Origin of the sequence: Amycolatopsis sp. NPDC005232, from assembly GCF_040607795.1 — a bacterium.
Classification (GTDB): domain Bacteria; phylum Actinomycetota; class Actinomycetes; order Mycobacteriales; family Pseudonocardiaceae; genus Amycolatopsis.
On the sequence record NZ_JBEXHL010000006.1, the window covers coordinates 260,357 to 287,280 of the forward strand.

Here is a 26,924-nt window from a genome sequence, read left to right on the forward strand (position 1 = left end):
GATCCATACCTTCAGGGTAATGATCGGGCCGCTGACGTGCATTGATCGGCCTTGCACGCGCGGGTTCACTAGGCAGGGAATCGAGCAGAGAGGCCCACCCGTGAATGACGAACGCGCGGTCCAGGAGGTTCTGGCCCGCTATGTCCGCGAGACGGACCGGCGTGACGGCGCCGCCCAAGGTGCCTTGTTCACCGACGACGCCGTGGTCCAGATCTTCGCCCGCGCCGGGGAAGGCTACGAAAAGATGGGCGAACCGTTGATCGGTGGCGCCGGCGTGCAATACGCCGTGGAGAACTTCATGGGCCCCCATCCCGAAGGGGGCACCAGTCACCACGTTACGACTGACCACATCATCGACGTGGACGGCGATTCCGCTCACCTCAACGCGCAGTATGTGATGTTCGAAATCCGCACCACGCCGGAGCCGTCGATCCGGCCCGCGGAATCCGGTTACTACGACACTGATCTGCGACGGATCGACGGTGTGTGGAAGATCGTCCGCCACCACGTACTGGGCGACCTGCCGCTGGGCGCTCGGCCATGAAAGCTGTTGTGCACCAGCGGTTCGGCGGTCCCGAGGTACTGGCGGTCGCGGAGCTTCCCGAGCCCAAGATGAATGTCGACCAGGTCGTGGTCAGTGTCCGAGCGGCGGGCCTGAATCCCGCAGACCTCGCCGTCCGGGCGGGCGCACTGCGGGACGTCGTGGAGACCTACTTCCCGGTGGTGCCCGGTTGGGACATCGCAGGTGTGGTGGAACGGGCCGGCATCGCTGCACCCGAGTTCGCGCCCGGGGACGAGGTCATCGGTTATCTGCGCGGGCCCGTTGCCCACCGCAACGGGGGCTACGCGGCCAAAACCGTCGCCGAGGTCGGCATGCTGGCCCGCAAGCCGGCCACGATGTCCTGGGCCGAAGCGGCCGGCCTGCCGCTGGCTGGGCTGACGGCGTTGCAGGCTGTCCGCGCACTCGATCTCAGGGCGGGTGAAACTCTGCTGGTGCACGCTGCCGCGGGTGGAGTCGGTTCCCTCGCGGTGCAGCTGGCCGCCGCCCGCGGTGTCCGGGTCATCGGCACCGCCTCGGCAGCGAACCATGACTACGTTCGTTCGCTGGGCGCCGAACCGGTGCGCTACGGCGACGGCCTCGGCGAACGGGTCTCGGCGATCGGCGACGTGAGCGCCGTGCTCGACGCGGCGGGCCGGGGCGCCCTTGCCACCGCTCCCGGGCTTGGCTCCCGCGCGGTCACCATCGCCGACCGCGCGGACCAGGGCGTGCAGCAGGTCTTCGCGCGGCTCGACACAGCCGACCTCGAGTACCTCGTCGCAGAGGCCGACGCCGGCCGCCTTTCAGTGCGGGTGGCACGTACGTTTCCGCTCGAGGAAGCGGCGCGGGCGCAGCAGGCACTCGCCGGCGGAGGCGTGTCGGGAAAGGTTGTGCTCCTGCCGTAACGGCATGTCCGGCCGGGCAATCGGGGTTCCGCGCTCAGGCGCTCTGTTGCCGCGGATGCTTTGCCGTCGAGGCGTCCGTCCGGAGTCGTGACCGGTGCGCTGTTACCCAGTGACCGGTCGGTCTCCCGTGACGGCGGTGCGCAGCAGATGCTCGAGATCGCCAGGAGAAGCCGGGCGTGGGGGGAAGGGACCGCCGGCCAGTGCGGCGACCGAGCGGGTGATCGCGAGGTCCAGGTCGGTCATGCGCAAGCCGATGTCGGCGAGTGAGGCGGGAACGCCGAGTTTGCGGTGCAGATCCCAGATCAGCCCACCGGCGTCGATGGTCGAGCCGGGGAGTCCCAGGCTGTCGAGCAGGAGCCGTGTGCGGTCCGGGGCGGCGGGTGCGAGATGCGTGACGACGTAGGGCAGCAGAACGGTGTGCAGCGGGCTGTGGGGGAGGTCGAACAGGCCGCCGAGGACATGGCACAGCTTGTGGTGCAGACCGGTCGACGAGACTTCTAGTGCCCAGCCCGAAAGCCACGCCCCGCGCAGCGCGAGGCCGCGGGCTTCGAGGTTTCGCGGCTCGGCGAGCAGGACTGGGAGTGCGCCGGACATCGACCGGATCCCTTCGGCGGCCGTCAGGCGCCCCAGCGGCGAGGAGTCCGCTGCATACAACGCTTCGACGCAGTGCGCGATCGCGTTGATGCCGCTGGTGAGAGAAATCGCCGTGGGCAAGCCAAGGGTGAGCTCGGGGTCGTAGACCACGGTGCGCGGCCGCACGATCTCGGCGCGCCCGGTGGTCTTGAGGCCGTTTTCGGTCAGGCCCCAGATCGAGGTCATCTCGCTGCCGGCGTAGGTGGTCGGGACGGCGACCACTGGCAGGGCGAGCTCGCGCGCGATCCCTTTGGCCAGGCCGGTCGCAGAGCCACCGCCGACGCAGACGATCACCTCCGCTCGTGCGCTCCGGACGGCGGAGACCGCGGCGGCGACCGTGCCGGCGGGAACGTGCTGGACCACTTCGGGGACGCGCAGGACGGCCGAGCTGCCCAGCTCGGCCGTGATCCGGTCGGCGGGGGCCCCCGCAACTCGGTCGTTGATCACCACGACCCGGTCACCGTGGCGGGCGACTTCCGCCGCCACCGCGGCGATCCGGCCCGGCCCGAAGACGACCCGGGAAGCAGGCCACTCGTGGATGAACTGCATCGGTTCTTCCGGCACGGCGGCTGAGTTGGGTGCGGGCATGTGGGGTTCTCCTCGAGGAGTGTCGGGGCTTCGGTGGGGCTGTGTCGGATCCGGCACAGCCCCACCCGAAGCTCATGCGGCGGGTACCGGGTTCAGCCGGGTGCTGAAGAACCGCAACGTGCGCTGCCACGAGTCGGCCGCGGAGCGGGCGGCCGGATGACCCGGCTCGGTGAGGCCCGCGAGGAAGCTGTGACCGGCCTCGTCGTACCACCGCACCTCGGTCTCACCCGGTGCGCTGTCCAGTGTGGTCGCCAGCAGATCCACTTCGCCCGCGTCGATGTAGTCCTGCCTGCCCCAGTGACCGAGGACCGGGCCGGCGATCGATCCGGCGACCTGAAGCGGTTCCGTCACTGCCACCTTGGCGCCCGGCGCTCCCTTGGGGAACGCGTAGTAGGTCGCCGTCGCCTGGTTGTCGTGCGTGGCCGCGGTCAGCAGGGCGAAGCTGCCACCGAGGCAGAACCCGAGTACCCCGAACGGCCGCTTGCTGTCGGTCGTGTGCTCGATAACGCGCTCGACATCGTCGACGGCAAGCTTGTCGTCCAGCAGGCCGCGGCGGGCGAGCGCGCCGTCGCGGCCGGGCTCTGCGGCGCCGACGCGGTGGAACATGTCGGGCATCACCACCTCGTAGCCCTCTGCGGTCAGCAGCGCGGACAGGTACCGGTAGAACGGGTTCACCCCGAAGATGTCGGTGAGCAGCACGATCACGCCACCGCCAGTTCCTGCGGCACCGGTGAACCGCAGGTAGAGCACGGGGTCGGTGCCCGAGGTCAGGCAATCCCGGACGGCAACGTCGTCCGGCGGCTCGGGGGCGGCCGAATGGTTGTGGCACATGGGCGGCGCTCCTCAGTTGGGCTGGAGCACGAAGGTGTACTCGGCCTGCTTCCAGCGCTCGCCGTCAGCGCTCTTGTCACTGACCGGAAGCACCAGTTCGTCCTTGACGCCGGAGCAGGAGTCGCTGTCGAGGTACGGGTCGCCCTGGAAGTAGAGTTGGGTGATCAGCGTGCGGTGCGTCGGCGACTCAACGCGGAAGTGCAGGTGCGCCGGGCGCCAGGAATGGCGGCCCAGCACGGAGTTCATCAGCACACCGGTGGGGCCGTCCTTGGGGATTTCGTACGGCACCGGGCGGATGCTGCGGAACTCGAACCGGCCGTCGTCGGCGGTGGGCACTTTGCCCCGCATGAGGTACTCCTCGGGCAGGGCCGGTGAAAAGAAGCTGTAGCTGCCGTCGTTGGTCGAGTGCCAGACGTCGATGACCGCGTCGGTCACGGGGGCACCAGTCGTGTCGCGAACGGTCCCGAGGAATCGCATCGGGTCACCCGGCTCGTCCGGGCGCATCGGAAGGACGGCGGGCCGCTCGGTCAGGAGCGGTGCGCCTTCCTTGAAATACGGTCCTTCGATGGTGCTCGAGGTCCAGTCACCGGTGCCGTAGTCCACAGTGTCTACTGTGGATTCGAAGAAGGCGTCGAGCCACAGCGGCCATTCTCCGGCTTCACCGACGCTGATCACGTAGTTCATCACCGCCGCGTAGTCGTCGCGGTCGATCCGGTTTCGCGTGATGAAGTCACGGATCAGTTCGGCGAATTCGTCGAACAGCTTGGTTGCTCGTGCGTTGGCCATGTTCAGCTCCGTCGGTGGTCGCTGGCAGTGGTTCGGTTCAGATCGCGGTGTTCGCGAGCCGGAGAAGGACGGCGGTGCCGCGCCCGGTCCGGTGAACCGAGCGTAACCAGACCCGGCGCATCGGAGCCAATACCGAGACGGCACCGTGGGTCTTCCTGGACGGGTATCGTCGGTGTGACATCAGAGCTCGCCGGCGGTGTCCAGGTGGTCGAGGAACGCCCGGACCAGCGTCGGCGTCTCGGTGGCACGGTAGATGCAGCTGAGGGACTCGGCCGGCGCGTCGGACAGCGGCACGTAGACCACGCCCGGCATGGCGACGTTGGTTGCCGAGCGCGGGACTACAGCGCACATCTGGGCGGTCGCCACGTAGGCGAGCGCGGTGACGATGTCGCTGGCTTCGGCGTCGACCCGCGACGGTCCGCCGGTTCGCATCAGCAGCTGCACGATCTCGTCGGCGAATCCCGGGCGAGGCGAGGACGGGAACAGGACGAGGCGCTCGGCCTGGATGTCGGCCAGCCGGACCTCGGGTTTGCTCAGGAGCGGGTGGTCGTCGGGCATCGCGACGTAGAGAGGCTCGGCGACGAGGTTGCGCACGGCCAGGTCTGGCTCGGGAGGGTACTGGCGGCTGAAACCGAGGTGCATGCGCCCGTCCCGGATGGCTTCGGCCTGGACGTCCTTCGTCACGCGTTCGATCACCACGCGGACCTCAGGCCGGGTCCTGAGGAACGCGCGGAGCACTTGGGGTACGAGGCCGAAGATCATCGAGCCGAAATAGCCCACCGAGAGCGCGCCGGCCTCACCGGCGTGGGCCAGCCGGGTCCGTTCGACCGCGTTCTCGGCCAGCGCGACGATTCGGTAGCCCTGTTCGAGCAGCACGAGACCTGCCGCGGTGAGCTCGACGCCGGTGACGGTGCGGAGGAACAGCTGCGCGCCGATCTCCCGCTCGAGGCGCGAGATCCGGCGGGTCAGCGGCGGCTGGGTCATGTGCAGCCGGGCGGCGGCCCGGCCCACATGCCGTTCCTCCGCGACCGCTATGAAGCATTCGAGCTGGCGTACGTCGACAGGGACCATGCGGTGGATAGTAAGCACATTCGGCGCATTCGTGGCCGGAACCGGCTCCGGTTCCGGCCACGGCCCGATCAGTTGCGCAGCAGCTCGCCGCGCACGCGGCGCAGCAAGGAGGGCAGATCTTCGATCGCTTCTACCGAACCGGCGATCCGACCGTTCGGGTGAACCACGGCGGCCTGCCGACGGTTGGCGGCGAGAACGGCGGTGAAGGCGAAGTCGAGATCGCAGTAGCCACCGATACCGGATTCGTCGGGCGGCAGAATTCGCACGAACCGGCACGGCAGCTGGTCGAGGAACGCCCGGTCGGTGGCGTCGAACGCCGTTTCCGTGTCGACGCCGATGCTGATCAGGGCGTGGTCATCGCCGATCAGCTCGGCCAGTGTGCCGTGCTCCCCGCGGTGGTAGACGGGGTAGGAAAACCGGCCGGGCAGCGCACGGCCGGCGAGGGGGTCGGAGCCACCGTCGCGGAAAGTCATACCTCGAAGTGAAACACGCCGATATCGGCGTGACGAGGATTTCGACGATACCGAGAGCGCTCGAACCCCGGTCCTTCTTGGTATTGGCTTCGTGATCCGGCGGGGATCTACCGTCGATGTGTGGCCGTGGCCGACCGTAACCGGTCCGCCGACCGGCTTCCCCTTCGTCGCCGACTGGAGAGCAGCACGATGACCGAGACCGACAACGGGGTGGTCCAGGATTCCCGGATCCACACCAGCACGCCGTACCGATGGTTCACCGACCCGGACATCTACGCCCGCGAGCAGGAACGGATTTTCCGCGGTGCGACGTGGAGCTTTCTCGGCATGGCCGTGGAGATCCCGAACACCGGCGACTACAAGTCCACGTTCGTGGGTGACACCCCGGTGGTGATGACGCGGACGAAGTCCGGCGAGGTCGTCGCGTGGGTCAACCGGTGCGCGCACCGAGGTGCGACAGTGTGCCGGTTCAGCCGCGGCAACGCGACCAAGCACACGTGCATCTACCACCAGTGGTCCTACGACGCAGCCGGGCAGCTGCGGGGTGTGCCGTTCCGGCGCGGCTATCAGGAACATACCGGGATGCCAGAGGGGTTCGACCCGAAGCAGCACAGCTTGCAGCGGCTGCGGGTCGAGGTCTACCACGGTCTGGTCTTCGCCACTTTCGACCACTCGATGCAGTCGCTCCCGGACTACATCGGGCCTCAGATGCGGCCGTGGCTGGACCGGTTGGTCGCCGGTCGTGAGCTGGTCTACCTCGGATGCACGCGCCAGTACTCGAAATCGAACTGGAAACTCTACTACGAGAACGTCAAAGATCTTTACCACGCCAGTCTTCTGCACTTGTTCCACACCACGTTCAACATCATGCGGGTGAGCATGGAATCGCGGACGATCCCCGATGCGCGCGACGGACTGCACTCGGTCATCACCACGACCAGGCAGGACGACGACGCGGGTGCGGACGAGTACCGCAAGGACGGGCTGCGGTCCTTCAACGAGGACATCCGGCTGCACGACATGGAGGTGCTGCGCTCGCGTGACGAGTTCGACGAGCCGATCACCAACCACATCCAGACGATCTTCCCCAGCCTGGTGGTGCAGCAGATCCACAACACCATGGCCCTCCGCCAGCTCCTCCCGAAAGGGCCTGGGGAGTTCGAACTCGTCTTCCACTACTTCGGTTACTCCGACGACGACGAGGAACTTCGTGCGATGCGGGTGCTCCAGGCCAATCTGGTCGGGCCCGCCGGCTATATCTCGATGGAGGACACCGAAGCGACCGAGCTGATCCAGCGCGCCGCGCAGGCGGCTCAGGACAGGGGCTCGACCATGCTGCTAGGACTTGACGATCCGGTGCCGGACGAGCGTTCCAACATCAGCGAACACGTGCTGCGCTCTTTCTGGGCGGGCTACCGCGACCTGATGGGACTGAAGTCATGAGCGCCCCGACGACCGCGACCGACCTCGCCCTGGTGCGGCTTCGCGTCGAAGACCTGCTGTGCCGCTATGAGCGGGCGATCGACGACGACGATCTCGAGAGCTGGCCGGACTTCTTCACCGACGACTGCGAATACGGGATCTGGCCCAGGGAAAACGACGAGGCCGGCCTGCCGATGCCGCTGATGTTGTGCCGAGGCACCGGAATGCTGCGTGACCGGGTGCTCGCCCATCGCGAGGCGAACATCTTCGCTCCGCACGTCTACCGTCACTTCCACAGTGGACTGGTGGTAGACCTCGACGGATCGCGGATCCAAACGGTCTCCAACTACGTGGTGATCCGTACGCTCCAGGACGGGGAGAGCCACATCTATCAGACCGGGTGTGCGACCGACACCGTCGTGGAGCAGGACGGCAAGCTCCTGTTCTCCGGGCGCAGGATCGTCTACGACACGCTGCGTGTGCAAACCCTCCTGGTCACGCCGATCTGACCGCCGTCAGTCGCCGAACACGAAAAACGAGAGTGGGACAACTCAATGCCGAACCTCACGGTGAGCGGAGTCCGGACGACGATCGTCGACTTGCCGATTGTCCGTCCGCACCGGTTCGCTCACCACAGCATCGACACGCAGAGCTACCTGCTCGTCGAAGTCGTCACCGACGCGGGCATCACTGGGGTCGGTGAAGGCGTTTCGCCGGGGGGACCTTGGTGGAGCGGCGAAAGCATCGAAGGCCAGAAGGACATCATCGACCGCTACCTCGCACCCGCCCTCGTCGGCGGCGACGCGGAGGACCTCACCGGGTTGCGCCGGCAGTGGGACAAGATCGCGTTCGGGAACCTGTTTGCCAAGGCCGCTTTGGAAACGGCGCTGCTCGACGCCGTCGGGCAGGTCTACGGCGTCTCGCTCGCGACCCTGCTGGGCGGTGCGACTCGGGCAACGCTACCGGTCCGGTGGCCGCTGAGCGGGGCCGGTACCGCTCAGGCTCTCGAAGAAGCCGTGGACCGGGTGGCCTTGGGACACAAGTCAATCAAGTTCAAGATGGGCGCGCTCGCTCCGGCGGACGATCTCCGTCGCGTCGCAGAACTGGCCGAGAAGGTCGGTTCCGACGTCGACTACCTCGGTGACCCCAACGGGACCTGGGATCTGCGCACCGCGTCGTGGGCGATTCGTGAGCTCGAGGCGATCGGCTTCAGCGCGGTGGAACAGCCCGTCCCGCGACGTGATCTTCGAGGCCTCGGTGAGCTGCGAGAGGCAGCCAACCGGATCGACATCATGGCGGACGAGTCGGTGTGCGTGCCGGCCGACGCCCTGGACGCCGTCGGGCGGCGGGCGTGCGATTCCGTCGCGGTCAAACCAGGGAAGGCGGGTGGGCTGCGGGCGGCCCGGCTCGTCACGGACGTGCTCGACACAGCTGGAATCGGCACCTACGGCGGCACAGCGATCGAGGGGCCGATCGGCACCGCGGCTTCGGCTCAGCTGTTCGCCACCTTCCCACGGCTCGCGCACGGTTGCGAACTCGTCGGGCCGCTCCTGCTCTCCGACACAGTGACGGCCGAGCCGCTCTCGTATGCCGACGGTGAGCTCATCGTCCCCACCGGCCCAGGTGTGGGCGTGCGCCTGGACCAGGACAAGGTGGGCCGCTACCGCAGGCGGGACCGAGGGTGAGCCGCCGTCTTCTCGTGAAAGGAGTGTGATCACGATGCCCGGTGCCGACCTCAACCGTGAGCTCGTTGTCTCCGCCAGGAACCCCGTAGCCGACGACGTAGTCGAACTCGTCCTGGCGAGTGCCGACGGTCTCGCGCTGCCCGCGTGGGAACCCGGTGCGCACGTCACGCTGTCCCTGCCGGAAGGCCTGCTGCGGGAGTATTCCCTGTGCGGTCCGGATACCTCGGACGGCACGTGGACGATCGCCGTGCACCGCGCTCCAGACTCGCGAGGTGGCAGCCGGTTCGTCCACGACCACCTGACCGTCGGCACCAATGTGACGGTTTCCGGCCCTGCCAACAATTTCCCCTTGGCGGCTGATGAGCGCCAGGTGCTGGTCGCCGGAGGCATCGGGATCACGCCGATCCTCACCATGGCCCGCGCGATCCGGGCGAGGGGTGCGACGGTGACCATGCTCTACTGTGGACGGTCGCGATCGCTTATGGCCTATCGCGATGAAATCGCGGCCTGGGGCGAGCCGGGTGTGGTGCTCCACGCGGACGACGAACGGGGTGGCCCGCCGGACCTCAGCGCGTTCCTGGACGAACACGCGGGCGCGACCGTGTACTGCTGCGGGCCCGAACCGCTGATCGCGGCTGTCGAGAAGAAGGCGCCCGCCGGCTCGCCCGTGCAGGTCGAGCGGTTCCGCGGCGTGGCAGCCGATACCTCGGAGGACGAGGAGTTCGATGTCGTGGTTTCCGGCGCGGATCAACGGGTTCGCGTCCACGTCGGCGAGTCCATCCTGGACGCACTTGCCCGAGCCGGCTTTGACGTGCCGTCCTCATGCCGGGAAGGAATCTGCGGCACCTGTGAGACGGCCGTGGTGCGAGGTGTGCCCGATCACCGCGACACCGTGCTAGGCGAGGAGGAACGCGCTGATGGTGAGCTGATCATGCCGTGCGTATCGCGGTCGCGTACGCCGGAGATCGAGCTCGATCTGTTCTGAAGGGGCGGGTGGTTGCCATGCCGGTGCTCGAAACCAGCGAACCTGACGAAGCCGTCGATCTGCTCACCGGCGTGTACTGCCCGCACCGTATGCTCCTCGGTGCGGGCGCTCCGGGCTTCCACATGCGCCAGGAGGAAAGGCTGGTCCGCGGAATCCGGATGATGAAACTGACCTACGGCGACGAGGACGTGGGCGTGGAGCCCGTTCCGTTCGACGATTTCGTCCTCGTGATGCGCCCGCTGGCCGGCCGCCTCTCCGCAAGCCGCCAAGGCGACGTCCCAGTACAGACCCGCCGCCACGCGCTCGCTTTCGACGGCCGCTCACGGTATCGGTTGCGCTGGCACGAACGGTGCCAGGTAGGCAATGTCGTGATCGACCTCCCGCACTTCGAGCGAGCCGTCGCAGACCTGCACGGAACGCCGGACGTGCGGTCGGTTCGCATCGACATCGCCGAGCCGGCGTCGGACATCGCGGCGGAGCGGTGGACGGCGGTGGAAGCGTTGCTGTGGCGTGAGCTCGGGCGGGTGGAACCGCCGCCTCCGCTTGTACACGGCCAGCTGGTGCGGCTCGCGGTCGCGAGCATCCTGGAAAACTTCGCCACGACCTTCACTCTCGACGACGGACGCCTGCACGCCACCGGATCCCAGGCCGCGGTCCGGCGAGCAGTGGCCTTCATCGAGAACTCGGCCGCCGAAGACGTCGGGCTCACGCGGATCGCCGAGGCCGCGGGGCTGAGCGCCCGTGGCCTGCAGCAGGCTTTCCGCCGCCACCTCGACACGACGCCGCTCGCGTACCTACGGCGGGTCCGACTCGACCACGCTCATCGGGAACTGCTCGCGTCCTCGCCTGCGGCGACGACGGTGAGCCGCATTGCCACCCGCTGGGGTTTCGCCAACCCCGGGCGGTTCGCTGCCGAACACCGGCGGGAGTTCGGCAGCGAACCGAAGGACGTGCTCCGGAGTTGAATCCGGCTCACATCATGGGCGGCGGCACCTGCGTGCTGAGCATGATCGTCTTAAGCGTGGAGTACATATCCAGTGTCTCTTTGCAGTTTTCCCGGCCGAGGCCGCTCTCCTTGTAGCCGCCGAAGGGTGCGCCCGGGTTCAGGTTCACGTAGGCGTTGACCCACACAGAGCCGGCTTCGAGCGCGTCCGCGGTCCTCATCGCGTTCGCGAGGTTCGACGTGTACAGACCGGCGGCCAGCCCGTATGCCGTGTCGTTCGCCTGCGCGATCATGTCATCCCAGTCGCGCCACCGGATGACCGACAGGACCGGCCCGAAGATCTCCTCACGGGCGATGCGGGTGTCATTGGTCGTCTCGAACAGCGTGGGCTGGATGAACACCCCGTTTTCGCCACCGGCCACCTCCGCGCGCTCGCCGCCGGTGATCAGGTTGGCGGTTTCCTTGCCCGAGCTGATGTAGTCCAGCACCTGCTCACCCTGTTTGGCCGAGACCAGGGGACCCAGCCGGGTGGCCGGATCGAGCGGTGAACCGAGGCGGACGCCGTCGAAGGCGTTCTTGAGCAAGGGGATGGCTTCGTCGTAGACGGCGTCGTGCACGAACAGCCGCGTGCCGGCCAGACAGGACTGGCCGTTGCAGAAGATGGCGCCGAACGTGGCATTGGCGATCACGAGGTCCAGATCGTCGACGTCGGGGAACACGATGTTGGGGCTCTTGCCGCCCAGCTCGAGCGACACCGGGATCAGCCGCTCGGCGCCCGCGGCAGCGATGAGCCGGCCGACCTCCGCCGACCCGGTGAACGCCAGCTTGGCGACCCCGGGGTGCGCGGTCAGCGCGGCACCGGCCTCCTCGCCCATGCCGGGCACCACGTTGACCACGCCGGGCGGGAAGATCTCGGCCAGCGCCGTGCACAGGTGCAGAGTGGACAGTGAGGCATTCTCGTCGGGCTTCAGCACGACTGTGTTGCCCGCGGCCAGCGCCGGGGCGATCTTGAACGCCACCATGATGGCCGGTACGTTCCACGGGATGATTTGGCCGACCACGCCGAGCGGCTCCCGCTTCGCCACCATCCACCCGGCCGCCGACGACGAGTTCCAGCCGTCGTGCGCGGCGATCGCCGAAGCGAAGAAGCGGTACTGACCGCCCGCCAGGTAGTAGTCGTAGGGCAGCTCGTGGACGGTGCGGCCGATGTCGATCGCGTCGAGGTGGATCAGCTGCGCGACGTTCGCGTCGATCCAGTCCGCAAGCTTGAACAACATCGCGGCCCGCTCGCCCGCGGGCCGCCCGCTCCACCCCGGAAACGCGGCGCGTGCGGCCGCGACGGCCCGGTCGATTTCGGCGGCACCGCAGCGCGGAATCGTGGCGAGCAGTTCGCCGGTCGTGGGATTGATCGCGTCGAACGTGTCGACGGCGGGCTCGACGAATTCACCGCCGATCAACGGAAGCCGATTCCCCAGAACCTCGTTCTGGGTCAGCGTTCGGGTCATCACACACTCCTTTGGGCCGGGATGGTCTGGCTGCCGACATTAGGAGCAAGATCACCCCGTTCCGAGCCGTCGAACGCACGGCTCGGGACACGGAACGCACGACCCGGCGCTACGGGCTCACCGCCGCCAGCGACGGGTGCTCGACCAACGGCGTGACCTCGATGATGAGGAACGGGAAAAGCGGCAGGTGCCATAGGAGCTCGTGGAGTTCCTCGGTCGATTCGACGTCGAAGACGCTGATGTTCCCGCGCCGCCCGGCGATCCGCCACAAGTGAACCCACTTTCCGGATCGGTGCAGGGCGGTGAAGTAGTTCAGTTCCTCGGCGAGCAATTCTTCGCGATGGTGCTCGTCGAGATCGTGGGGCAGCGACACAGTCATGTGGGCGCAGAAAAGCACGGAGAACCTCCTCGATAGGGATGAGCGGACGGTAGCCGCGGCGCCCCGGACCGGGCCAATACCGATCCCGACCGGGCGACGGGCCGGCTCGGTATCGGGACGGCTGAGGGCTGTGACAGGCCACACCTTCGAACTTGACATGAAGTCAAGTCAGGAGGATGTTTGAAATCAGGGAGGCGCGGAGCGGGTCAAGCGGTGGAGCCCGGGCGCGGCACGAGAAAGGGGATCCGCATGAAGCAAGACGCGGGGTCACGGAGCATCGGTGACCTGCTGCTCGACCGGCTGGCCGGGATGGGCATCACGCACGTCTTCGGTGTCCCGGGTGACTACAACCTGGGGTTTCTGGACCTGATCGAGGCGCGGGAGGACCTCGAATGGGTCGGCAACGTCAATGAGCTGAACGCCGCCTACGCGGCCGACGGGTACGCCCGGATCCGCGGCTACGCGGCGCTCGTGACGACATACGGGGTCGGGGAGCTCTCGGCTCTCAACGGGGTCGCCGGCAGTTTCGCCGAATCGGTCCCGGTCCTCCAGATCACGGGCATGCCGGCCACCCAGGCGCAGGCGGACGGATTGCCGGTGCACCACGGCCTGGTCGACGGCGACGCCGGTCACTTCCGCCGCATCTACGACGAGGTGACCGGCGCGTCGGCGACGCTGACCGCGGACCACGCAGCCGACGAAATCGACCGCGTCATCACTGCCGTCGTCGAGCAGAAGCGTCCTGGCTACCTGGGGCTGCCCGCCGATCTGGTCTCGGCGCCCGCTCGGCCGGGCACGACGACTGTGGCACCGGCGACGGAACCGGAGCTTTCGTCGTTCGCGGTGCGGGCGAAGGAGATGCTGAGCGACGCCACCGATGTCGTCGTGCTCGTCGACCACCTCGCGGACCGGTTCGGGGCGCTCGACCGAGTGCGGGCGCTCATCGGCGAGGGGAAGCTCTCGTCGGCCGTCGTGGCGGGTGGCAAAGGACTGATCGACGAGGACACGCCCGGATTCCTGGGGCTCTACATCGGTGCCCTCAGTGACCCGGACGTCCGCGACGCGGTCGAGACCGCCGATGTGGTCGTCGGTGTCGGGCTGAAACTCGTGGACCTCAGCAGTGGCGGCTTCACTGCCCGGCTCGACCCGCGGCGCCTGATCGACGTGCAGCCCGGCCATGTCGTGGCGGGAGGGCGGCGCTTCGACACCGCGCCGATGGCGGCCGTTCTGGACGTAGTGCGGTCGGCGGCGGCCGAGCGAGGGCCGGCGAGTCCACCGCCGGTCCGGAAGCCGCCCGCTGCCGGCGAGTTCACGCCCGGCGCCGAGCTGACCCAGGACGTGTTCTGGGTGCTGGTGGAACGCTTCCTCAAAGCCGGGGACCTCGTCGCCGCGGACCAGGGCACCTCGTACTACGGAATGCTCGGCACCCGTCTGCCGCCCGGCGTGACCCTGATCGGTCAGCCGATCTGGGCGTCGATCGGCTACACGCTGCCTGCGATGCTCGGCGCGCAGCTCGCGGCCGAGCGGCACCGGCGTGCGCTGCTGTTCATCGGCGACGGCGCGGCCGGGCTCACGGTGCAGGAGCTCGGCACGATCGTCCGTCAGGGGCTGGCACCGATCGTCTTCCTGCTCGACAACGACGGCTACACCTGTGAGCGCCCGATCGGCGGCTGGTCCGCCGGGTACAACGACGTCGCGAAGTGGAACTGGACGGCGCTCCCGGCCGCGTTCGGTGCACACGACCCGCTGGTCCGCAGCGCCGGCGCGGTCGGGGAATTGCTGGACGTCCTACGGGAAGCCGAATCGTCGCCCGGACGGCTCACCTTCGTCGAGGTGCGCCTCGGCCGGCACGACCTGCCGGAACTGCTCGCCGAGATCGGCAAAACCCTCGTCCATCGCAACGACTGATCATCGTCTCCGGTACTGAGAGGAAGGGCCAATGGTTACCGAACCCTTCGCGCCCCCGGCCGCGGTTTTGGCGGGCTTTCCCGTCGACCGCACGACTTTCGAGTCCTGGCCGGTGTTCACGCTGTCGCCTCCGGGAGGCGGCTCGCGCGGCACGATCTTCTATCTCCACGGCGGCGGGCACGCAACCGAGCTCTCGCCCCTGCACTGGAGCTTCCTGGTGAAGCTCGTGACGGCGACGGGATGGTCGGCGGTGGTGCCGGTGTTCCCGCTCGCGCCGACCGCGACCCACCGCGACGTTCAGCCGGTGCTCAAGCGGCTGTATGAGAAGCAGCCGGAAGGCCGCGTCGCGATCGTCGGTGATTCGTCGGGCGGGGGTCTCGCGCTCGCGCTCGCGCAGGCTCTCGCGAAAGACCGGCGGCCCGAGCAGCTGATCCTGTTGTCACCGTGGCTCGACGCGACAATGGAGAACCCGGAAATCGCCGTGCTCGAGCCGGTGGACCCGTTCTCCACCAAGGCGGGCATGGTGCGGTTCGCCCGGCAGTTCGCAGGCGCGGATCCGCTGTCGTCGCCGTCGCTGAGCCCCGTTCGCGGTCCACTCGAGGACCTCGGCCGGATCACGGTGTTCGCCGGCTCAGTGGACATCCTCACCCCGGACGCGCGAGTGCTGCGTGATCAAGCCGGGCCGGGCACGACCGTCGATCTCAGGGAGTACCCGGGCAAGACCCACATGTGGATGCTCCTGTCCGAACCCGATGGCGCCGCGATCGTGGAGGAGATCCACCGGGCCCTGGCCTGAGGGCGCGCCGGGGGCCCGGTTGATCAGGCCTCGTCCGAGGCCGCGAAATTCGTTCACCGCCACCCAGCGCAGTTTTCTTGCGCTTGATCCGAGGAACTGTCATGTACATCGCCACAATCATCGTTTCGGCCGTGCTCGCCCTCCTGCTGGTGCTTTCGGGGAGAGGGAAGCTGGTCAAGGACGAAATGCAGATGGCCACGATGAGCAAGGTGGGATTTCCCGCTGACAAGCTGTGGCTGCTCGCCGCCGCCGAGTTCGCCGGTGCCGCTGGGCTGATCGCCGGCCTGTTCTGGTGGCCGATCGGTGTCGCTGCCGCGATCGGCGTCGTGCTCTACTTCGTCAGTGCCGCGGGTGCGCACCTGCTCAAGCGGGACTGGAACATCACCGCACCCCTCGCACTTCTTCTGCTTTCCGTCGCGGCACTCGTGCTGCGCATCCTGTCCGTCTGACTCCTTCCAAGACGGCACTACCGAGATACACAATTCAGGAAAGGTGAGAAAAATGGCGTCTCCCGCCAAACTGGCGCACGTCGTGTTGTGGACCAAGCAGCTGCCCGAGATGAAGCAGTGGTACGGGAAGGTTCTTGGTGCCCACGTCGTGCACGAGAACCCGTTCGCGGCATTCATGACCTACGACGAGGAGCACCACCGGGTCGCGCTCGTCGATCCGGAGAGCATCGTCGCGGCGCAGGCCCAGATGGGCGAGCTGCCCGCCGGGCTCCCGGGCCACGACCGGCCGGCCGGTGGCCTCACGGCCACGCAGGTCAAGGAACTGCCCTCCCACGGCCTGTCCCATGTCGCGTTCACGTTCACCACGCTGAAGGAGCTGCTCGAGAACTACGAGGAGCTCAAGAAGGATTCGGTGGTGCCGTCCGTGACGATCAACCACGGCACGACCACCTCGATGTACTACTCCGACCCCGATGGCAACTCGGTCGAGCTGCAGGTCGACAACTTCGACACCATCGAGGAAGGAACGGCCTTCATGGAGTCCGAGACCTTCGCTCGCAACCCGGTCGGGGTTTTGTTCGACGCCGACGACCTGCTCAAGCGGCTGCGCGCGGGTGAGTCCGAGGCCGAGCTGAAGAAGCCGACGTGGTGAGCGCGGCAGCGGGCACCCGGGTGGTCGGCCGGGAACCGGAGCTCGGCGCGGCGCTGGCCCGGATCGCGTGTGTCGACGTGATCAACGCGACGATGCGGTTCGTGGACGAGAAGAGGGCCACGGACACGCTCGCGCTCTACACGGACGACGCCGTCATGCAGTTCGGAGACAAGGAGCTGGACCGCGAGGCGCTGGCCGAGTCCATGCGGATCCGCGAGACCGATGACGTCCGGCGCGTGCATGTGCCGGGTCAGACGGATTTCTGGCTCGAAGGGCCAGGAAAGGCCCGCGCCGTGACTCTGCTGCAGCTGTTCAACCTCGGCCCGGACGGTTCCGTGGTACCGCCGCTGCAGGCGATCACGCGGCTCGAAGACGAACTGGTCCGATCCGCGGACGGCATCTGGCGGATCGCCCGCCGGGTGGTCCGGCCGCTTGCTGGAGCGTGAGCGGGTCATGCGCATATATCGCACGCACAAGGGGCTCGCACGGCAAGAGGGGGGCGAGCTGCTCCTGCTCGACCTCCCTCACTCCGACGTGAAGGCCTTGCTGGAAGACGACGTGTCGCTGGCCTCGTCCGCGCGGGTCACCGAGCGGCTCCCGCTCGCGGGAACCGAGGTCCTCAGCCCGGTGGCGAAACCGGGTCAGATCGTGATCGCGGGAGCCAACTACCGCGACCACGTGATCGAGGCCGGGATGCCGATCCCCGAGGCGGCGCTGTTCACCTTGGTCCCGGGTGAGCTGGTCACCGACGGGCTCGTGGTCGGCCCGTCGGCGCCGCTGGTGTTGCCGGCGGAGGCACCCGACCAGGTCGACTACGAGGCCGAGGTGGCGGTGATCGTAGGCAAAGGCGGCCGGAACATCGCCGTCGCCGACGGCTGGGATCACGTGGGCGGCCTGACGGTCGCCAACGACGTGTCGGCCCGGGACGTGCAGCTCAAGGGCTTCACCAACGGCATCATCACCGACAACGACCAGGTCCGGAAGGGGAAGATCTTCCCCTCGTTCAAGACGCTCGGCCCCGCGCTCGTGACCGTCGACGAGCTGGAGCTCCCTCTCGACCTGGCGGTGACCACGCGGGTCAACGGCGAGCTGCGGCAGAACAGCCGGACCAGTGAGATGCTGTTCCCGATACCCGAGGTCCTCGCGACGGTATCGGCCGAGGTGCGGCTCGAACCCGGCGACATCGTGCTCACCGGCACGCCCGCGGGCGCGGCCGTCGGTTCTGGTCGCTACCTCAGGGCGGGTGAGCTGGTCGAGATCGAGATCGAAGGACTGGGCCGGATCCGAAGTGAGGTCGTGCGGGGGTGACTTGAGACCGCGCGCCGTGCCGACCCGCGGGCCGATCCGGTGATCGCCTGGTCCGGTGACCAGGGGCGTACGTTCACGGTCGAGCCCGCGGTCGGCGCGGCGGCCGGTCGATCCGGCCGGCAACGGTTCGAGTGGAGGACACGATGAACACGAAGCGGCAGGGGCGAAGTGGTCGCCGGGAGGCGGTGGTCACCGCTGCGATGGACCTGTTCTCCCGCAAGCGGTACGACGATGTCTACATCAGTGAGATCGCCGAAACGGCGGGCGTGGCGCACGGCCTGCTGTTCTACCACTTCAAGGACAAACGCGGCCTGTACCTGGAAGTACTGCGGCGCATGCTCGACGAGCTCGTCGACCTGCAGCGGCGCCGCGAAGACGAGCTGACCGGGCAGCAGTGGTTGCGCGGGGTGACGCTCCGCCAGGTCGAGTACCGGCGCGAGCACGCCCAGACGATGCTCGTGATGATGCGCCCCGGCGGGCACGACGAGGATGTCGACGCGGTGGTCGAGCAGAGCCGCCGGGCGGGGGTCCGGTTCCTCGCGGATCTCGTTGGGCTAACCGGGGAGCTGCCGCCGCGAGTCCGGATCACGATGCGAGCCGCGATGGGCGCGGCCGACGGGATGATCACGGACTGGCTGACTCACGGCTGCGACCTGGAAGTCACCGAGCTGATCGAGGCGGTTTACGTCGTTGTGGTTGCCGCACTGGGCACTGTCTGCGAGCACGAACTGGACCTGAAGACCGTGGTCGGCGGCCCGCCGGCCCGGCGCACTTGACTCATGCGATGAAGGAGAAGCAATGGAGCGGCTGAAGAGCGCGGTCGAGGCGGTGGATGACCCGGCGAAACGGGCGGCCGTCCGCGACACCGTGGCGACGGTGATCGAAGACGTCCGGCGTGATGGTGACGCGGCGGTGCGCGCATACTCGGAGAAGTTCGACAACTGGTCGCCGGAGCGGTTCCGGCTGTCGGCGGAGGACATCGACCGCGTTGTGGCTACCGTGCCCGAGCAGACGCTGGCCGACATCCGCACGGTGCAGGCCAACGTCCGGGATTTCGCGCAGCGCCAACTCGAATCCCTGCGGGATTTCGAAGTCGAGCCGCAGCCCGGGGTTTTCCTCGGTCAGAAGAACATTCCGGTGTCGGCGGCCGGCGCGTATGTGCCGGGCGGGCGCTACCCGCTCGTCGCTTCTGCGCACATGACCGTGGTGACGGCGAAGGTCGCCGGAGTTGAGCGTGTGACCGCGGCCACGCCGCCGATCCGCGGTCAGGTGCCCGCCGCGACCGTCGCGGCCATGCACCTCGCCGGAGCCGACGAAATCCTGCTGCTGGGCGGTGTCCAAGCCGTCACCGCGATGGCGGTGGGCACCGAGACGATCGGCAGGGTCGACCTGCTCGCCGGTCCCGGCAACGCCTATGTCGCCGAAGCCAAGCGCCAGCTGTTCGGCGAGGTCGGCATCGACCTGTTCGCCGGTCCGACCGAGATCCTCGTGATCGCCGACGACCACGCCGATCCGTTTGTGGTCGCGGTCGACTTGCTGTCTCAGGCTGAGCACGGCCCAGATTCGCCGGCGGTGCTGATCACCACGTCGGAGCGGGTGGGGCGCGAGGTCCTCGCACACGTCGAGGCCCTGCTGCCGGGAATGCCTACCGCGGACTTCGCGGCACCGGCCTGGCGGGACCACGGCCAGGTGATCGTCGTCGACGACCTGCGGGCCGCGTTCCGCCTAGCGGATGAGTTCGCGAGCGAACACGTCCAGGTGCTCACCGAGAACCCTCGGCAGGCGCTCACCGTGATGCGCAACTACGGCGCGCTCTTCCTCGGCGAAGGCACCGCGGTGTCCTATGGGGACAAAGTGATCGGGACGAACCACACACTGCCGACACGGGGATCCGCGAACTACACCGGCGGCCTGTGGGTCGGCAAGTACCTCAAGACCGTGACGTACCAGGAAGTGACGGATCGGACGTCCAGCGCGGCGCTCGGCGAGCTGCTCGGCCGGGCAGCGCGGGTCGAGTCCTTCGAGGGCCACGCTCGCTCCGGCGACGTACGAGTGGCGAAGTACCGCGGGGCGCAGCTGCCGTGGGCACCGGAGCGGAAGTGGTGAGGAAGGACCGGATCGCCGGCCGCACTGCGCTGGTGACCGGCGCGGGCAACGGGCTCGGCCGGGCGATCGCCACCTCGCTGAGCGCTCACGGTGCGAGGGTCGTGCTGGCCGGGCGGAACGAGGCGAAGGTCGTCTCAGTCGCCGGCGAGATCTCGGCCAATGGTGGCAGCGCACACGCTGTTCGGTGCGACACGAGCGATCCGGAGTCCGTCGCCGCGGTGGCGGAGTCGCTCGCCGACGAGGAGATCTCGATCCTGGTCAACAACGCCGGCGTCGCCGGCCCGGTCGCGCCCCTGGTGGACGTCGAGCCTGAGGCGTGGGACGACGTTTTCGCAGTCAACGTGCGCGGCGTCTACCTGATGTGCCGGGCGTTCCTGCCTCCGATGGTCCACCGGCGTTCCGGCGACGTGATCAACCTCGCCTCGGTCTCCGGCAAACGGCCGCTCGCCGGCCGGACGCCCTACACCGCCTCGAAAATGGCGGTGCTCGGGCTGACGGTCACCCTCGCGCACGAGGTCGGTTCGTCCGGCGTAACCGTCAACTCACTGTCGCCCGGGCCGGTGCGCGGGCCGCGGATGGAGCGCAATTTCCGGCTGGAAGCGCAACGGCTGGGCGTGTCCGAGGCGGACGCGGAGCGTGAGTTCGTATCGCGGGCTGCGCTGCACCGGATGGTCGAGGAGGACGAGGTGGCCGACGCCGTGGTCGCCATGCTGCACATGCCCGGACTGAGCGCGGCCGACATCGACCTGTCCGCGGGGATGGTCGCGCGCTGACGCCCGGCTGCGCTGTGGTGGCCGCGTTCACGCAGGCCACCACAGCGCCGGGAAGGCCGTTGCCGCGGTCAGTCGTTGACGGGTACCCGGGTGAGCACCGCACCGGCTTTGTCGTACACGGTCAGCTCGCTCGGTGGGTGGACGGGATTCGCGGCCTCGTTGACGTTGAGACCCGGTAGCACGAATGTTCCATTGTGGACCTGAGCTGTGACGGCGGGCGACACCGGCCGGGACAGGCTGACCGAGGTGACCCGGGGATCGGTGACCAGGCCGGCGATCACTCCCGTTTCGCTCGAGTAGCTTCCGCGGTACGGCCGGAAGTCATACGGCATCATGCCGCTAATGAAGAACGGATTCGGCTGCACCTCGAACGAAACGAACAGTTTGTCGAAGGTCTGGTCGAAGACCTGGAGCCGGCGCGAAGTCCCCTTGATGATGCATTCGGCGAGCAGCGAACCGTAACGGCCAACCTGCAGCGTCTCGCTCGTGGTGAGCACCTGAGTCTGGGTCGGCTGCCACTGGTCCGGGTCGACGGCGGGGCTTGTGCCGGCATCCGGGTGCGTGAGGCACTCGCCCAGCAGTCGCCCGCCCTCGGACGCGCGGTCGCCCGCTGGGGTCGGCCGGTCGGTCGCCGCCGGGACTCGGGCCGGTATCGCGTCGGCCCCGACTCGCACAAGCCGTCCTTGTTTCACCGGCGTGCCACCGATTTGCACGGTCACCCCATTATCGCCGATCGCGACGCCATTCGGGACCACGAATACGCCGCCGAACGCGAGACCCGGCATTCCCCACTGGTCGCCAGGGCCGGCGCTCACGGACCGGAACGCCGGATCGATCAGCCCCGCGATCGTGCCCAGCGACGAGACGTAAGTCGCCCGCGCCGTCCCATCCGCCGTGCCTCCGGCGGGTTTCGCCACCCGCACCGTCGCCGGGGTCTGTTCGCAGAACACGACACCGCCCGGTGCGCGGAACGCCGCCACGGTCACGCCCTTCGTGGCCGCTGTCAGGATCGGCTGCCACTCCTGCGCACCGCAGCGCCGGATCTGGTCCTCGGGAACAGTTCCCTCGTGGACGTTGTAGAGCTCTTGCGGGGTGTACTCCCACGAGTCGTCGGTGTTCGGCGCGCCCGTGCCGGGCGGGACGGACCGCGGCGCCGGCCCGGATCCAGTGATCACCAGCCCGCCGACGGCTGCGGCTGCGACGGTCGCCGCCACCGCAGCTGGAGCCCAGCGCCGGGCCGGGTTTCGCGCCAGAATCATCCCCGCGACGATCCTGTCGCGCGCCCGGGCGCGGACGGGATCCGGTAAGAGGCGCTCGGGTGGCAGACCCAGCAGGTCGGGCAGGTCACGCATCGTCGGTCTCCTCGGTGAGTTCCAGCAGCCGCGCCCGCGCGCGGGACAGTCGCGATCGGACGGAGGACTCCGTGATGCCGAGCACCTCGGCGGCGTCGGCGGCCGCGGTCCCGCCGAGCAGGCACATCCTGACTGCCTCGCGTTCCGCGGGCGGCAGCTGGTCGATCGCCGTGAGGACCCGCCGCAGCCGGTCGGCGGCGGCACCGGCGTCCGCGAGCCGCTCGGCGTGATCGGGTGAAGGGCCACTCACCAGCCGGGGCACGAGTCTCAGGTACCGGCTCAGGCGGCGCCGTTCGTCGCGGACCACGTTGCCGGTCACGGTGTAGAGCCACGGCAGCGCGCTGTCGCGGATGAGCCGGACCTCACCTCGGCGGCGCCACGCGGTGAGGAACGTCGTCGCGAGCAGGTCGTCGGCGGCGGTCCACGAGGCGGTCGTGCGGTAGGCGTAGTTCCACACCGCCTGGGCGTGGCGTTCGTAGAGCTCGGTGAACGCTTGCTGGTCTCCTTGCGAGATGAGGTGCCAGAGGCGGCCGTCGGACACTTCGTCCTCGGGCGCCGGCTCCTCGTCGGGCCGCATCGCGGCCTCCTTTGCCGGAACTGGGGTGAACACGGCTGTTTGTGGTCGATGGAACGATCTTGTTGCGGCACGAAGATGTGACGTGGTTCACCCCAGTCTCGGTACTCAGTCGCGGGTGGCCTGTTCGAGGAGGAAGATCACCGATTCGTAGACCGCGCCGGTGGCCTGCTCCATCCCGACCTCGCAGGTGCGGTTCGCGGAGACGTGCGCGGCGGGACCCCACGCCCGGATCTGTTCGGCTTCGCGAGCTGTCGCCGACGCCGCGAGTTCGGGGTGGAGCAGGCCGCGGTCGCCGGCGAAGGCGCAGCAGGTCATCGTGTCCGGTACGACGACGTCGTCCGCGAGGCGCGCGGCGAGGTCGACGAGGTCGTCGCCGAGTCCGAGGTGTCGCATTGAGCAGGTGACGTGCACGGCGAGCGAATCGACCGTGCGGCTGATCTCGAGGTGTGGCGCGAGTTCCCGCGAGGCCCAGGTGACCGAGTCGACGAGGGTGAGGTGCTGGTGCCTGTCCTGGCGCTCTTCGTCGAGGTAGGGCAGCACTCCGCTGATGAGGCCCAGCGTGCACGAGGAGGCATCGACCACAAGCGGCAGGGCGCCTTCGGCGGTCCAACGCCAGATCCGGTCGTGTATTTCCCTCGCCATGTAGTCGTTGCCGCGCTCGTAGCCCTTCGAATGCCACACCGTCGAACAGCACGCGCCGACCACGTCGTCGGGAATCCACAGTGGACGCTCAGCGCGCCGGGACACCTCGACGAGCGCTTCGGGTAGCGAGCCGGAACGGGTGGAGTGCCTGCTGTTGCCGAAGATGCGGTTGATGCAGGCCGGGAAGTAGACGGCGTGGGCGCCTTCACGGTTGGTGCGGGGGAGCCGGGCCGGTGCCGGTCCGGGCAAGCGGTCGCTCCAGGCCGGGACGAGTTCCGGGCTGACGACGGAACGCACGACCCGGGTCACGCCGTTCATCAGCCGGTCGCCCACGCCCGCCCCGGCCGCGAGCGCGAGCCGCGCCGCCTGTTCGGCGCGGCCCCAGTGCCGGGCCAGCGCGAGCGCGGCGGACTCCTCCCGTGCCGAATGACCGGCGGCGCGGAACTGCTTCATCAGTGCGCCGGTGTCGATGTCGACGGGACACGCGATCGAGCAGGTCCCGTCGCCCGCGCACGTGTGGACCGCGTCGTAGGCGTACTGCTCGACAAGTTCGCGCTGCAGGGCCGAGCCGGCAGGCTGACGGAACATCTCCCGGCGCAACGCGATCCGCTGGCGCGGGGTAGTGGTGAGGTCGCGGCTGGGGCAGACCTGCTCGCAGAACCCACATTCGAAACAGGCGTTCGCGCTGCCCTCGATGGTCGGCATCGTCTTGAGGTGGGCGAGATTCGCCGCGGGGTCCCTGCTGAGCAGGACACCGGGTGCGAGCAGGCCACCCGGGTCGGCGAGTTCCTTGATCCGCCACATCAGCTCGGTCGCCTTGGCGCCCCATTCGGTTTCCAGGAACGGGGACATGTTCCGGCCGGTGGCGTGTTCGGCCTTCAGCGAGCCGTCGTACTTGTGCACGATGAGGTCGACGAGTTCGCGCATGAACGACGAATACCTGGTGCGGTCGGCGTCGGAGGTGGCGTCGAGGGCGAGGATGAAGTGCAGGTTCCCCGCCGCGGCGTGACCGGCCACGCCGCGCGGGTACTCGTGGCGTTCCTGAAGTGCGAGAACGTCCCGGCAGGCTTCGGCGATGCGTTCCGGCGGCACGCACACGTCTTCGACGATCAGAGCCGTCTCCGGCCCGCGGTCCTTGCCGAGGCCCGCGATCAGGCTTTCCCGGACCCGCCAGAAGAACTCCGCCTGCTTCGGGTCGCCGGTGAACTGCGCCGGTGTGAGCAGGCCGAGCTTCGCGACGACTCGCTGGGCGCGTTGTGCGAGCACTGCGAGCGTGCCGGTGTCGCCGGCGCGAAACTCGACGAGGAGCCCGCAGGCCTCCGGCGGCAGCGTCGCCCACGAGTCGGGGGCCCCGGGCTTACCCGCCGACAGCTTCAGGGTGTTCGCGTCCATCATCTCGACGGCCCGCGCGCCCGCTTCGACGAAAGCCGGTACCGCCGTGGCTCCGTCCTCGAGTGTGGGGAAGATCAGGAGGCCGGTGTGGTGCAGGGCGCCGAACGGCACGGTGTCGAACAAGACTTCGGCGACGAACGCCAGTGTGCCCTGGGAACCGATGACGAGGCGGCGGAAGATGTCGAGCGGGGTGCCACCGTCCAAGAAGGAGTCCAGGCGATACCCGTTGGTGTTCTTGATGCGGTACTTGCGCCGGATGCGGTTGGCAAGGGCCGGGTCGGCCTCGATGTCCGCCTTGATCGTCATGAGCCCGGCAGCGAGCTCGGGCGCCGCTGCCGCGAAGACTGCTTCGGCATCCGGGGTGGTGGTGTCGATGATCGCACCCGAGGGAAGGACGAATGTCAGTCCGGCGACGGTGGTGTAGGAATTGTGAGCGACGCCCGCGGCCATGCCGCTCGAGTTGTTGGCCACCACGCCGCCGATACAGGCGACCGAGCTGCTCGCCGGGTCGGGGCCGAGGACGCGGCCGTGGCGCTTGAGCGAGAGGTTCACCTGGTTGACCGTCGTGCCGGGCTTGACTCGGACGCGGCGGCCTTCGTCGAGCACCTCCACGCCGACCCAGTGCTTGCGCACGTCCACGAGCAGGTCATCTGATTGCGCTTGGCCGCTCAGGCTGGTCCCACCGGCGCGGAAGACGAGTGTGCGGCCTTCGCGGCGGGCGAGTGCCAGCACGGCCGAGATGTCGTGCACGTCGTGGGCGACGACCACGGCCTGCGGCACCATCCGGTACGGGCTCGCGTCGGTCGCGTAGCGCACCAGGTCCAGCGCTCGCGAGAGCACGCGATCGGCGCCGAGCGCGGTGTGCAACCGGGCCAGCAGCGTGGCCGGGGTTCCGGTGGCCAGCTCGTCGTCCACGCGGTCCACCGCACCCGGAGTAGCCGCCGGGCGGATGGCGTCCAAGTTGGGCTCGAGGAATTTCACGAATTGTCTCCTTGCTCGGCGGGCGCCGCCCGCTTTCGTGGGGTTCTCGCGTCCGGGTGCGGGGCCGGTCTCCGGACACCGGCGATCGCGAGAGGGACCGTGAGCAGCGTGATCAGCGCGGCCGCGAGGAGCACGACGGTGTAGCGGTGGCCGCCCGCGAACATGGCGAGCAGGTACGGCGCGGCGAGCCCGGTGTAGGTGAGGGCATAGAAGATCGCCACCAGGCCCGCGGTTTCACCGGGGTTCGCCAATCGCTCGACGGTGCGCAGGCCAGTGACGAGCAGCACGCCGTACCCGGATCCGAGCACCACGGCAGCGACCGGGACGAGAACCGCCGCCTGCGTCGCGGCCACCAGCGCGCAGACGACCAGCCCGGCAGTGGCCACGAGCAGGCCGGCGACCTCGGCCCGTGCGTCACCGGAGCGGCCGAGCCATCGGGCCAGTGGCTGCACCGCGATGCCCGCCGCGAGCACGAGCCCCGCGACGCCGCCGCTGAGGACGACCGGCTGCCCCACCTGCTGCGAGATCACCGCGGGGAGCGTGGCGAAGCCGATGGTCGCGATCCCGAACACCCAGGGTGCCCAGGGCAGGACACCGAGCAGGAATCGTGGGCTCCGGGCGGCCGCCGGGATCAGGGAGTGTCGCGGCACCGCGGATTCCGGCGCGCCGGGCGGAGCCGACCACACCAGCGGGATGGCGACCGCCATCAGGGCGACGTGAACCAGGTACGGGATCACGGCGGGAGACGGCAGCCACTCGGCGACGGCCCCCGCGATGAGTGGACCACCGCCGAACCCGAGGGACAGCGCGATGGTGGCGCGTCGTGCACCGGCGCCCGGGCCGGCCCGGCCGGACAGCTCCTTGAGCCAGGCGCTGCCCGCGCTGAACGCCACTCCCGAGGCCAGCCCGCTGAGAAACCGGCCGAGGAACAGCAGCCACGGCGTAGTGGCTCCAGCGATCATGACCAGCGAGGCGATCAGCGACACCGCCACGCCAAGACGGACGCAGACGCGCCGGCCGTGCCGGTCGGAGTAGGGGCCTGCCACGAGCAGCGCGGGGATGAGCCCGACAGCGTAGATCCCGAACATCGCCGTCACTGCGGTCTCCGGGAGGTGGTCGCGCGTCCGGTAGACGAGGAGCAGAGGCGCGACCTGGTTCGCGCCCCACCCCACACCCACCATCGCGAGCGCCACGCGCAGCCAGTTTCCGGCCGGGGCGCGGCTCACCCGCCGACCCTCTTTCGA

Annotated in this window: 27 protein-coding genes; 16 read left to right on the forward strand and 11 right to left on the reverse strand. The window is 68.7% G+C overall.

The annotated features are described in order from the left end of the window. The first annotated feature begins 19 nt into the window (after positions 1-19). Positions 20-544, forward strand: a complete 525-nt coding sequence (locus ABZU76_RS14610; protein ID WP_354869042.1) for a nuclear transport factor 2 family protein — start codon at positions 20-22, stop codon at positions 542-544. Next, positions 541-1,443: an NADP-dependent oxidoreductase gene (locus ABZU76_RS14615; protein WP_354869044.1), complete on the forward strand. Its 903-nt coding sequence runs from the start codon at positions 541-543 to the stop codon at positions 1,441-1,443. Before ABZU76_RS14610 ends, ABZU76_RS14615 begins: the two co-directional genes overlap by 4 nt. A gap of 102 nt (positions 1,444-1,545) precedes the next feature. On the opposite strand, the gene ABZU76_RS14620 is transcribed toward ABZU76_RS14615, so the two are convergent. The 5 genes from ABZU76_RS14620 to ABZU76_RS14640 all read right to left on the reverse strand — a co-directional run bounded on the left by ABZU76_RS14620 (position 1,546) and on the right by ABZU76_RS14640 (position 5,825). Next, entirely contained in the window at positions 1,546-2,664 is a 1,119-nt protein-coding gene (locus ABZU76_RS14620; protein WP_354869047.1) for a maleylacetate reductase, read from the reverse strand. A 72-nt stretch (positions 2,665-2,736) separates the two neighbouring features. Further along, complete coding sequence (locus ABZU76_RS14625; RefSeq protein WP_354869049.1) at positions 2,737-3,495, reverse strand: dienelactone hydrolase family protein; 759 nt, start codon at positions 3,493-3,495, stop codon at positions 2,737-2,739. 12 nt (positions 3,496-3,507) lie between these two features. Then, positions 3,508-4,281, reverse strand: coding sequence for a dioxygenase (locus ABZU76_RS14630; protein WP_354869052.1), 774 nt, complete (start codon positions 4,279-4,281; stop codon positions 3,508-3,510). A gap of 180 nt (positions 4,282-4,461) precedes the next feature. Further along, entirely contained in the window at positions 4,462-5,352 is an 891-nt protein-coding gene (locus ABZU76_RS14635) for a LysR family transcriptional regulator (protein WP_354869055.1), read from the reverse strand. A gap of 68 nt (positions 5,353-5,420) precedes the next feature. After that, positions 5,421-5,825, reverse strand: coding sequence for a hypothetical protein (locus ABZU76_RS14640; protein ID WP_354869058.1), 405 nt, complete (start codon positions 5,823-5,825; stop codon positions 5,421-5,423). 189 nt (positions 5,826-6,014) lie between these two features. Here ABZU76_RS14640 and ABZU76_RS14645 point away from each other — a divergent pair, with 189 nt between their 5' ends. From ABZU76_RS14645 to ABZU76_RS14665, 5 genes are read left to right on the forward strand one after another with little or no spacing between them, the layout of a single operon-like run. Then, positions 6,015-7,268 carry a Rieske 2Fe-2S domain-containing protein gene (locus tag ABZU76_RS14645; protein WP_354869060.1) on the forward strand — a complete coding sequence of 418 codons (1,254 nt, stop codon included), beginning with the start codon at positions 6,015-6,017 and terminating at the stop codon, positions 7,266-7,268. Beyond that, a complete protein-coding gene (locus tag ABZU76_RS14650; protein ID WP_354869063.1) occupies positions 7,265-7,756 on the forward strand; it encodes a nuclear transport factor 2 family protein in 492 nt (163 codons plus the stop codon). The genes ABZU76_RS14645 and ABZU76_RS14650 overlap by 4 nt, the downstream gene beginning before the upstream one ends. 45 nt (positions 7,757-7,801) lie before the next feature. Beyond that, positions 7,802-8,932, forward strand: coding sequence for a muconate cycloisomerase family protein (locus tag ABZU76_RS14655; protein ID WP_354869066.1), 1,131 nt, complete (start codon positions 7,802-7,804; stop codon positions 8,930-8,932). 34 nt (positions 8,933-8,966) lie between these two features. Then, complete coding sequence (locus ABZU76_RS14660; protein WP_354869069.1) at positions 8,967-9,917, forward strand: PDR/VanB family oxidoreductase; 951 nt, start codon at positions 8,967-8,969, stop codon at positions 9,915-9,917. Between the two features lie 17 nt (positions 9,918-9,934). Continuing rightward, positions 9,935-10,882, forward strand: coding sequence for a helix-turn-helix transcriptional regulator (locus ABZU76_RS14665; protein ID WP_354869071.1), 948 nt, complete (start codon positions 9,935-9,937; stop codon positions 10,880-10,882). 7 nt (positions 10,883-10,889) lie between these two features. Here the strand turns inward: ABZU76_RS14665 and ABZU76_RS14670 are convergent, their stop codons facing one another. Next, positions 10,890-12,365 (reverse strand): aldehyde dehydrogenase family protein, encoded by a 1,476-nt coding sequence (locus ABZU76_RS14670; RefSeq protein WP_354869074.1) that lies wholly within the window; start codon positions 12,363-12,365, stop codon positions 10,890-10,892. A 109-nt stretch (positions 12,366-12,474) separates the two neighbouring features. Beyond that, positions 12,475-12,762: a muconolactone Delta-isomerase family protein gene (locus ABZU76_RS14675; RefSeq protein WP_354869077.1), complete on the reverse strand. Its 288-nt coding sequence runs from the start codon at positions 12,760-12,762 to the stop codon at positions 12,475-12,477. A 231-nt stretch (positions 12,763-12,993) separates the two neighbouring features. Between ABZU76_RS14675 and ABZU76_RS14680 the strand changes: the two genes are divergently transcribed. From ABZU76_RS14680 to ABZU76_RS14720, 9 genes are all read left to right on the forward strand, one after another. Beyond that, on the forward strand, positions 12,994-14,652 hold the full coding sequence (locus tag ABZU76_RS14680; protein ID WP_354869080.1) for a thiamine pyrophosphate-binding protein: 1,659 nt from the start codon (positions 12,994-12,996) through the stop codon (positions 14,650-14,652). A gap of 31 nt (positions 14,653-14,683) precedes the next feature. Next, positions 14,684-15,448: an alpha/beta hydrolase gene (locus tag ABZU76_RS14685; RefSeq protein WP_354869083.1), complete on the forward strand. Its 765-nt coding sequence runs from the start codon at positions 14,684-14,686 to the stop codon at positions 15,446-15,448. Between the two features lie 101 nt (positions 15,449-15,549). After that, the gene (locus ABZU76_RS14690) at positions 15,550-15,897 is read left to right on the forward strand and encodes a DoxX family protein (RefSeq protein ID WP_354869086.1); all 348 of its coding nucleotides are present in this window, start codon (positions 15,550-15,552) and stop codon (positions 15,895-15,897) included. Between the two features lie 52 nt (positions 15,898-15,949). Beyond that, positions 15,950-16,549, forward strand: a complete 600-nt coding sequence (locus tag ABZU76_RS14695) for a VOC family protein (RefSeq protein WP_354869089.1) — start codon at positions 15,950-15,952, stop codon at positions 16,547-16,549. Beyond that, a complete protein-coding gene (locus ABZU76_RS14700) occupies positions 16,546-16,995 on the forward strand; it encodes a nuclear transport factor 2 family protein (RefSeq protein ID WP_354869092.1) in 450 nt (149 codons plus the stop codon). Before ABZU76_RS14695 ends, ABZU76_RS14700 begins: the two co-directional genes overlap by 4 nt. Further along, positions 16,982-17,857, forward strand: a complete 876-nt coding sequence (locus ABZU76_RS14705; protein ID WP_354869094.1) for a fumarylacetoacetate hydrolase family protein — start codon at positions 16,982-16,984, stop codon at positions 17,855-17,857. The genes ABZU76_RS14700 and ABZU76_RS14705 overlap by 14 nt, the downstream gene beginning before the upstream one ends. A gap of 143 nt (positions 17,858-18,000) precedes the next feature. Continuing rightward, complete coding sequence (locus tag ABZU76_RS14710) at positions 18,001-18,633, forward strand: TetR/AcrR family transcriptional regulator (protein ID WP_354869096.1); 633 nt, start codon at positions 18,001-18,003, stop codon at positions 18,631-18,633. Between the two features lie 22 nt (positions 18,634-18,655). Then, on the forward strand, positions 18,656-19,963 hold the full coding sequence (gene hisD, locus ABZU76_RS14715; RefSeq protein ID WP_354869099.1) for a histidinol dehydrogenase: 1,308 nt from the start codon (positions 18,656-18,658) through the stop codon (positions 19,961-19,963). Beyond that, positions 19,957-20,736, forward strand: a complete 780-nt coding sequence (locus ABZU76_RS14720) for an SDR family NAD(P)-dependent oxidoreductase (protein ID WP_354869102.1) — start codon at positions 19,957-19,959, stop codon at positions 20,734-20,736. The genes hisD and ABZU76_RS14720 overlap by 7 nt, the downstream gene beginning before the upstream one ends. Positions 20,737-20,804: 68 nt before the next feature. On the opposite strand, the gene ABZU76_RS14725 is transcribed toward ABZU76_RS14720, so the two are convergent. The 4 genes from ABZU76_RS14725 to ABZU76_RS14740 form a co-directional block, all read right to left on the reverse strand. Continuing rightward, complete coding sequence (locus tag ABZU76_RS14725) at positions 20,805-22,088, reverse strand: hypothetical protein (RefSeq protein ID WP_354869105.1); 1,284 nt, start codon at positions 22,086-22,088, stop codon at positions 20,805-20,807. Next, complete coding sequence (locus tag ABZU76_RS14730) at positions 22,081-22,665, reverse strand: sigma-70 family RNA polymerase sigma factor (RefSeq protein WP_354869108.1); 585 nt, start codon at positions 22,663-22,665, stop codon at positions 22,081-22,083. Before ABZU76_RS14730 ends, ABZU76_RS14725 begins: the two co-directional genes overlap by 8 nt. A gap of 105 nt (positions 22,666-22,770) precedes the next feature. Then, positions 22,771-25,680: an FAD-binding and (Fe-S)-binding domain-containing protein gene (locus ABZU76_RS14735; RefSeq protein WP_354869111.1), complete on the reverse strand. Its 2,910-nt coding sequence runs from the start codon at positions 25,678-25,680 to the stop codon at positions 22,771-22,773. After that, positions 25,677-26,906 carry an MFS transporter gene (locus ABZU76_RS14740; protein ID WP_354869114.1) on the reverse strand — a complete coding sequence of 410 codons (1,230 nt, stop codon included), beginning with the start codon at positions 26,904-26,906 and terminating at the stop codon, positions 25,677-25,679. The genes ABZU76_RS14735 and ABZU76_RS14740 overlap by 4 nt, the downstream gene beginning before the upstream one ends. Positions 26,907-26,924 lie beyond the last annotated feature (18 nt).